This window comes from Phenylobacterium sp. (assembly GCF_035276905.1).
Taxonomy (GTDB): Bacteria; Pseudomonadota; Alphaproteobacteria; order Caulobacterales; family Caulobacteraceae; genus Phenylobacterium.
On sequence record NZ_DATELG010000024.1, the window covers coordinates 1 to 6,445 of the forward strand.

Genomic DNA, 6,445 nt, shown 5'->3' on the forward strand with positions numbered 1-6,445 from the left:
CCGCCAGCAGCGGCAGGATCACCAGCCCGGACACGAGGTCGCCGGTCCGGCTGACCACCGCGTCCGCCGAGCGCAGCAGGAAGTCGGACATCAGCCGCACCGCCCCGCGCACCGGCGGCTCGGACTCGTCGTAGTTCGGCGCCGGCAGCGGCTCCAGCAACCCATGGGCGCAGAGCACGCGGTAGAGCATGAGCAGACGCTCGTGCCCCTGGCGCGCCGCCTCGAAATAGTCGGGGGTGAGCAGGAAGGCGGCCGGCACCACCACGCCCGCCTCGGTCGTCACGCAGACTCCCTTGCCCTCCAGCGCGCGGATGTTGCGGCGCGCCGTCTCGTAGGGCATGCGCATGGAGGCCGCCACCGCGCGCACGCTGACCGGCCGGCGGATCTCGTCCGGCGCGGGCGCCTCCAGCGCGCCGTGGCGGGCGCGCAGGGCGGGATCACGGGTCAGGGGCGCGATGTTGGCCTGGTTGACCGCCATCACCAGCAGGGCTTCGAGCGGCTTCAGGCCGGGGATGCCGTCGCCCGCCAGGTCGAGGACGAAGTTGAACCCGAGGAACGCCAGCTGGCGGTCTCGCGCGCTGACCGGCGCGGCCGTGCTGTCCTGCATGGGCGGTTTCTCCGTCCGTGTCCCCACCAGTTCATAGCACGACCCGCCCGGCGACCGCATCGCGACAGCGATGAGCTGGGCGCATGCCGCGCCTCGGAGGTCTTGACTTGCCGGGGCCCCGCGCACACACCCCGCGCCATGATCCCCCGCTATACCCGCAAGGAAGCCGCCGAGATCTGGGCGCCGCAGACGCGCTTCAAGATCATGTTCGAGATCGAGGCCCATGCGGCCGACGCCATGGCCGAGCTCGGCGTCATCCCCAGGGAGGCCGCCCAGGTCATCTGGCGGAACGGCCGCGAGGCGGTCTGGGACGCCGAGCGCATCGACGAGATCGAGCGCGAGGTGAAGCACGACGTCATCGCCTTCCTGACCCACGTGACCGAAGTCGTCGGCCCCGAGGCGCGCTTCCTGCACCAGGGCATGACCTCGTCCGACGTCAACGACACCACGCTCGCCGTGCAGCTGGTGCGGGCCACCGACCTGCTGCTGGAGGACGTCGACCTGGTGCTGGCCGCGCTGAAGCGCCGCGCGTTCGAGCACAAGCTCACCCCGACCGTCGGCCGCAGCCACGGCATCCACGCCGAACCCACGACCTTCGGGATCAAGCTCGCCGGCCACTACGCCGAGTTCCAGCGCGCCAAGGAGCGGCTGGCGATGGCCAAGTTCGAGATCGCCACCTGCGCCATCTCCGGCGCGGTCGGCACCTTCGCCAACGTCGCGCCGAAGGTCGAGGAATATGTCGCCGAGAAGATGGGCCTGGCCGTCGAGCCGGTCTCGACCCAAGTGATCCCGCGCGACCACCACGCGGCCTATTTCGCGGCCCTGGCCGTCGTCGCCTCGTCGATCGAGCGGCTGGCGGTCGAGATCCGCCACCTGCAGCGCACCGAGGTGCTGGAGGCCGAAGAATTCTTCGACGTCGGCCAGAAGGGCTCCTCGGCCATGCCGCACAAGAGGAACCCGATCCTGACGGAGAACCTGACGGGCCTGGCCAGGCTCGTCCGCTCGGCGGTGACGCCGGCGCTGGAGAACGTGGCGCTGTGGCACGAGCGCGACATCAGCCACTCCTCGGTCGAGCGCGGCATCGCGCCCGACGCCACCGTGCATCTCGACTTCGCGCTGCGCCGGCTGGCGAACGTCGTCGAGCGGCTGGTGGTCTATCCGGAGAACATGGCCAAGAACCTCGATCGCCTGGGCGGGCTGGTGCACAGCCAGCGCGTGCTGCTGGCGCTGACCCAGAAGGGCCTCAGCCGCGAGGCGAGCTACGCCGCCGTGCAGCGCAACGCCATGAAGGTCTGGCGCGGCGAGGGCAATTTCCTCGACTTCCTGAAAGCCGATCCGGAAGTGACGCTGTCCGACGCCGAGCTGTCCGAGCTGTTCGACCTCGGCTACCACTACAAGAACGTCGACGTGATCTTCGGCCGCGTGTTCGGCCAGGACGCAAATTAGGCGGCCCGCGGGCGGTCAGAGGGAGGCCAGCCTCTCCCTCAGCCGCCCGGCGGCGAAATCCAGGAAGACCCGCATCTTGGAGGGAAGCTCGCCGCGGGCTGCGTGGATCAGGTGCACCGGCGCGGCCTCGACCTCGAAGTCGGGCAGGATGATCTGCAGCAAGCCGTCCCGAACGGCGTCCGCACATTGGTAGTGGAGCACCTGCGTCACGCCCACGCCCCGCGCCGCGGCCGAGACGGCGGCCTCGGCCTTGGACACCGAGAGCCGGGGCCGGACCGGCACGTCGCAGCCGCCCCTGGTGTCGCGCCGCCGGAAACGCCAGGCCGCGGTGGGCGACATCGGCTCGAAATTCACGCACGGCCATTGTGCGAGATCCTCGGGCGCCGTCGGCGCAGCCCGTTGCGCCAGCAGCTGCGGGCTGGCGCAGACGACCGTCCGCATCGCGCCGATCCGCGTGGCGACCATGCGGCTGTCCGGCAGCTCCCCGATCCGCGCCGCCACGTCCACGTGCTCTTCCAGAAGGTGCAGGTTCCGGTCCGACAGCACGAGCCGCACGTTGATTTCCGGATAGGCCGCCAGGACGTCGGCGACGATGGGAAGGACATGCAGGCGGCCGAATAGGACCGGCGCGGTGAGAACCAGCTCGCCGCGCGGAGCGTGAAACTCGCCGGCGGTCATCTGCTCGATTTCGGCGATCTCCTCGAGAATTCGCCGGGCGGAGGCCACGTAGGCGGCGCCGGCGTCGGTCAGCGCCACTTTGCGGGTCGTTCGGACCAGCAGGCGCGCGCCCAGGTGCGCCTCGAGCTCGCTGACCCTGCGGCTGACCGTCGCCAGCGGCACGCCCATCTGCCGGCTGGCGGCCGAGAAGCCCCCTGCGTCCGCCACCCTGAGCAGGATCGCCATCGCCTCCAGCCGATCCATCACCAATCCATTTTCCGGGAATGAGACTCCCGAATCTAGAGGATTATTCCTCAGATTGGAATGGATAGGTCATGCACCGACCCATTGTGGAGGGAGCTCGGTCATGGGCTACGGATTTCTCGACGTCGCCGTCACGCCCAGCGTGCGCGCCGTGCAGGCGGCGATGGGAAGCGATCACCTCTGGCGGGATTTCGAGGGCCAGCGGGAATTCGATCGGTTCACCGCGACCGAAGTCGCCTTCATCGCCCAGTGCGACACCTTCTACATGGCGACGGTCTCGGAGACGGGCTGGCCCTATGTGCAGCATCGCGGCGGGCCGCCGGGATTCCTGAAGGTCGTCGACGACCAGACCCTGGCCTTCGCCGACTACCGCGGCAATCGCCAATACCTGAGTGTCGGCAACCTCGCCGCCGACGACCGCGTGTCGCTGATCCTGGTGGACTACGCCGCCCGAAAGCGGCTCAAGATCCTGGGCCACGCCGAGGCCGTGCCGCTCGAGGCCGATCCCGAACTGACCGCAAAAGTCGTCGATCCGGACTACAGGGACCGGACGGAGCGAATTCTGCGGTTGCGTCTCAAGGCGTTCGACAGGAACTGCCCAAAATATATCACTGCGCGGTTTACCGAGACGGAGATCGAGCAGGCGCGCACTCAACTCACCACAAGCAAAGGAACGATCTGAATGGAAGCCGAACGTCCGCCCCTGCCCCCGTTCACCACCGTCGAGCAGGCGGCCCAGAAAGTCCGCCTGGCGGAAGACGCCTGGAACAGCCGCGATCCGCAGCGCGTGGCGCTGGCCTATACCCCCGACAGCCAGTGGCGCAACCGGGCCGAATTCCTGCAGGGGCGGGCGGAGATCACAGCGTTCCTCGCCCGGAAGTGGGCGCGCGAGCTGGACTATCGGCTGATCAAGGAGCTCTGGAGCTTCCATGAGAACCGCATCGCCGTCCGCTTCGCCTACGAATGGCGCGACGACAGCGAAAACTGGTTCCGCTCCTACGGCAACGAGCTCTGGGAGTTCGACGAACGCGGGCTGATGCGCCGCCGCGTCGCCAGCATCAACGACGCCCCGATCGGCGAAAGCGAGCGCAAGTTTCACTGGCCGTCAGGCCGGCGCCCGGACGACCATCCGTCCCTGAGCGATCTGGGCCTTTAGAGGAAAGGACTGCGCCGGCCGCTCTTGCGGCCGGACACATCGTCGCAGTCAGTCGCCGGCGCGGACGCCTTCGCGCGCCTGGGCCAGCAGTTCGGCCATCTTCATACGCACCTCGCCCTCGGTGACCTGGACGCCGGCGCCCTTCAAGTCCTCGAAGACCTTGCGCAGCACGTCCTCGTCGCCGGGCGCCTCGAAGTCCGACTTCACCACGGCGCGCGTATATTCTTCGATATGCGCGCCTTCGAGGCCCATCAGGCCCGCAGCCCACTGGGCGAGCGCACGATTGCGCCGGACGGTGGCCTTGAACTCCTGTTCCTGATCGAGCACGAACTTTTTCTCGAAGCCCCGTTCCCGATCGTCGAAGGTGGTCATGTGGTCCCCATGGCGGCGCGAAACGGCGGTCAGATAGCGCGGCCGGCGCCCGCCCGCAATCGAAAGCCCGGCTGCGCGCTGAAGTTTGCGCGAGCCGCCCTCATCCGCTAATTTCCGCGCGCCTGAGATATGAGCGAGAGGCCGAGTCGGATCCGCGCGCGAGGGAATGACCGCGCGCGTTTTTTGTTTCTCCGACCGGCAAGCCCCGCTCCGCGGAGAAGGCGCGACGATGACCCGGCGTAAGAAGATCTACGAGGGCAAGGCCAAGATCCTCTACGAAGGTCCCGAGCCTGGCACTCTGATCCAGTACTTCAAGGACGACACCACGGCGTTCGACGCGACCAAGAAGGCCGTGCTCGAGGGCAAGGGCGTCATCAACAACCGCATCAGCGAGTACATCATGACGCGGTTGAACTCGATCGGCGTGCAGAACCACTTCATCAAGCGCCTGAACCTGCGCGAGCAGCTGATCCGCGAGGTCGAGATCATCCCGCTGGAGGTGGTCTGCCGCAATGTCGCCGCCGGCTCGCTGTCTACCCGCTTCGGCCTGCCGGAGGGCCAGGCCCTGCCGCGCTCGATCATCGAGTTCTACCTGAAGGACGACAAGCTCCACGACCCGATGGTCGCCGAGGAGCACATCACCGCCTTCAACTGGGCCACCACCCAGGAGATCGACGACATGATGGCGCTCACCCTGCGGGTGAACGACTTCCTGACCGGCATGTTCGGCGCCGTCGGCATCACCCTCATCGACTTCAAGATCGAGTTCGGCCGCATCTGGGAGAACGAATTCTCCCGCATCATCCTGGCCGACGAGATCAGCCCCGACAGCTGCCGGCTGTGGGACACCCAGACCAACGAGAAGCTGGACAAGGACCGCTTCCGTAGAGACCTGGGCAACGTGATCGAGAGCTACACCGAGGTGGCTCGCCGCTTGGGCATCATGAAAGAGATGCCGACCGTCATTCAGGGGGGCCTCCACTAGTGAAGGCGAAGGTTCATGTGTTCCTGAAGCCAGGCGTCCTCGACGTCCAGGGCAAGGCCGTCGAACAGGCGCTGCACGGTCTGGGCTGGGGCGGCGTCGAGCACGTCCGCGTCGGCAAGACCATCGAGTTCGACCTGGCCAACGGCGACAAGGCCGCCGCCGAGGCCGAGGTCAAGGCGATGTGCGAGAAGCTCCTGGCCAACACGGTCATCGAGAGCTACCGCGTGGAGCTGGCGTGAGGGAGGCCGCGGCCTTCCTCCTCCTCACCACCATCAGCCTCTGCGCCTGCGCGCCGAAGGCCGGGCCGCCGAAGGCGGTGGCGCTGGACTGCAGCCAGTCGTTCGAGGCGCTCAAAGGCAAGATCACGGCCCAGCCGGGCCTCGTCGCCGCGCCGCAGGAGCCGACCGAGCCCTACCGCACCTATTCCACCGCCGACAGCCGGACCTCCTACTTCATCACCCAGCCCGGCGCGCCGGCGCATCTGGCGATCCTGATGCAGCAGGCCGTCGGCGGGCAGATTAAGAACACCGGCTGCGCCTACGGCGACAAGGCGGCCTACGAGCAGCTCATGGCCTATCTCGCCGGCCTGAAGGCCGGCGCGAAGTGAAGGGACTGGACATTCCCCCTCCCTCCCCTTCATGGGGAGGGACGACCGCGAAGCGGTCAGGGGTGGGGACGTGCAGGCCAGACACCGGCCTTGGAGCTTGAACCACCCTTCCCCATCCTGCTCGCCTTTGGCGAGCTGTCCCTCCCCTTGGGAGGGAAACGCCTACGGATCCCGCCCATGAAAGCCGCCGTCATCGTCTTCCCCGGTTCCAACTGCGACCGCGACTGCAAGGTGGCGGTCGAGCGCTCGACCGGGGCGAAGGTCGACATGGTCTGGCACGCCGACACCGCGCTGCCCGCCGGCCTCGACCTGATCGTGCTGCCAGGCGGCTTCTCCTATGGCGACTATCTG

10 protein-coding genes are annotated in these 6,445 nt (G+C 67.8%); 7 read left to right on the top strand and 3 right to left on the bottom strand.

All coding sequences use genetic code 11. The annotated features are described in order from the left end of the window. Window positions 1-607 (bottom strand): hypothetical protein (locus tag VJS38_RS00885; protein WP_324086271.1); only part of this gene is annotated, 607 nt, incomplete at its 3' end. Window positions 608-745: 138 nt separating this feature from the next. Between VJS38_RS00885 and purB the strand changes: the two genes are divergently transcribed. Further along, a complete protein-coding gene (gene purB / locus VJS38_RS00890) occupies window positions 746-2,053 on the top strand; it encodes an adenylosuccinate lyase (protein WP_324086272.1) in 1,308 nt (435 codons plus the stop codon). A 15-nt stretch (window positions 2,054-2,068) separates the two neighbouring features. Here the strand turns inward: purB and VJS38_RS00895 are convergent, their stop codons facing one another. Continuing rightward, window positions 2,069-2,974 (bottom strand): LysR family transcriptional regulator, encoded by a 906-nt coding sequence (locus VJS38_RS00895; protein ID WP_324086273.1) that lies wholly within the window; start codon window positions 2,972-2,974, stop codon window positions 2,069-2,071. Window positions 2,975-3,077: 103 nt separating this feature from the next. Between VJS38_RS00895 and VJS38_RS00900 the strand changes: the two genes are divergently transcribed. Beyond that, complete coding sequence (locus VJS38_RS00900; protein WP_324086274.1) at window positions 3,078-3,656, top strand: pyridoxamine 5'-phosphate oxidase family protein; 579 nt, start codon at window positions 3,078-3,080, stop codon at window positions 3,654-3,656. Beyond that, window positions 3,657-4,130 (top strand): nuclear transport factor 2 family protein, encoded by a 474-nt coding sequence (locus tag VJS38_RS00905; RefSeq protein ID WP_324086275.1) that lies wholly within the window; start codon window positions 3,657-3,659, stop codon window positions 4,128-4,130. A 48-nt stretch (window positions 4,131-4,178) separates the two neighbouring features. Here VJS38_RS00905 and VJS38_RS00910 read toward each other — a convergent pair whose 3' ends face one another. Next, window positions 4,179-4,502 (bottom strand): DUF1476 domain-containing protein, encoded by a 324-nt coding sequence (locus VJS38_RS00910; RefSeq protein ID WP_324086276.1) that lies wholly within the window; start codon window positions 4,500-4,502, stop codon window positions 4,179-4,181. A 229-nt stretch (window positions 4,503-4,731) separates the two neighbouring features. On the opposite strand from VJS38_RS00910, the gene purC reads away from it, so the two are divergent. The 4 genes from purC to VJS38_RS00930 all read left to right on the top strand — a co-directional run. Beyond that, entirely contained in the window at window positions 4,732-5,487 is a 756-nt protein-coding gene (purC, locus tag VJS38_RS00915; protein ID WP_324086277.1) for a phosphoribosylaminoimidazolesuccinocarboxamide synthase, read from the top strand. Continuing rightward, window positions 5,487-5,726, top strand: coding sequence for a phosphoribosylformylglycinamidine synthase subunit PurS (gene purS / locus VJS38_RS00920; protein WP_324086278.1), 240 nt, complete (start codon window positions 5,487-5,489; stop codon window positions 5,724-5,726). The genes purC and purS overlap by 1 nt, the downstream gene beginning before the upstream one ends. Continuing rightward, window positions 5,723-6,094 (top strand): hypothetical protein, encoded by a 372-nt coding sequence (locus VJS38_RS00925; protein ID WP_324086279.1) that lies wholly within the window; start codon window positions 5,723-5,725, stop codon window positions 6,092-6,094. Before purS ends, VJS38_RS00925 begins: the two co-directional genes overlap by 4 nt. 177 nt (window positions 6,095-6,271) lie before the next feature. After that, window positions 6,272-6,445, top strand: a 174-nt coding sequence (locus VJS38_RS00930; RefSeq protein ID WP_324086280.1) for a phosphoribosylformylglycinamidine synthase subunit PurQ, incomplete at its 3' end; no start/stop codon positions are given.